Source organism: Synechococcus sp. F70.1 (assembly GCF_047502745.1).
Taxonomy (GTDB): Bacteria; Cyanobacteriota; Cyanobacteriia; order Thermostichales; family Thermostichaceae; genus Thermostichus.
Map to the genome: position 1 here is coordinate 1 of NZ_JANSJL010000098.1, position 1,104 is coordinate 1,104.

Sequence of the window (1,104 nt, forward strand, 5' to 3'; positions counted from 1 at the left end):
GGCAGTAGAGACCCACCTGGAGCTGATGGCGAAAGAGCTTGGCCAAATCTGCAGGCGAGATCAACCCCTGCCGCTGTAAACAGCGCCCCAAAGGCTCTTGCGCACCACAGAAGGAAGCCAACTTTTCCACGACCCGATCGCTAACAAGAGCGGAACGGGCTAACAACCTCTCTAAGCGGTGCTCCTCTTCGGGGGGCAGAGTAGCAATGACCCGACCTTGATAAAACCAGATTTTGTAGATGCCGTTTGGGGCCCAGATGGAAAGTTGCCCTGTTTTGCTGCCCCTTTCAACTAGCTGCAACAAGTCAGGCAGAGAAAATTCCCGGAGGTCTCCGACTAGGGCCATGGCCAGCCTCTCTCGCGTGTTTTAGGGATCCCCGCAACACATCCTATTCTCGACCAAATATTTTTCCCGGACAACTATGCAGTCGCGGAAAAGGCTGACTTTCCCGCTACCCGACCTGGCAGCAGTTACCCTGAATCCCGAGTCGTTGACTCGACCAGCTATTTCTCGCGAATGCTCCTAAGAAGCATGGAGAGGCGGCTGACCAAAGAGGGCTTAACCGGCTCCCTTGTCTCTCCAAGGTTATTTGCTCCCGAAGCCTTAGAAGTGCCCACCAGAGAAGGCTGAGGCATAGCTATTGGGCCTTCACAGGGAGCGATGAGTCCAAGCTTAGCTAAGCGCGCGCAGGCATAGCGCACCTCCAACAAATCAGCCCCCAATGCCCGCGCTAGATCAGCTAGCTTGCGGGAAGGAGAGACCTGCTCCAAGATCGACCACTCCAGCGGCGAAAGCTGGTATAGAGGAAGCTCAAGGCTGGTGCGCCAGAAGTAGCTGTCCGGCTGAGGCAAGTTTTCTTCCCGACGTTGATCCTGCTTCAGCTGCTGCAGCCCTTCCAAAACTACGGCCGAAGCCTCCTTGCTTAAGCCAGTCATCTCTTGATAGGGCAACGGTACGTTGGGTAAGAAGCTGAACTGGCCCGCTTCCAAGGCAAAGAGGCAGTAGAGCCCCACTTGCAGTTGATGGCGAAAGAGCTTGACCAAATCTACAGGGGAGATCAACCCTTGCTGCTGCAGGCAACGCCCCAGAGGTTCCTCCAGACC

Annotated in this window: 2 protein-coding genes; both read right to left on the reverse strand. The window is 55.7% G+C overall.

The window, feature by feature from the left end:
- The coding region (locus NW860_RS09830) for a DUF4388 domain-containing protein (protein ID WP_414513923.1) at positions 1 to 346 on the reverse strand (346 nt) is incomplete at its 3' end.
- Positions 347 to 504: 158 nt separating this feature from the next.
- The coding region (locus tag NW860_RS09835; protein WP_414513924.1) for a DUF4388 domain-containing protein at positions 505 to 1,104 on the reverse strand (600 nt) is incomplete at its 5' end.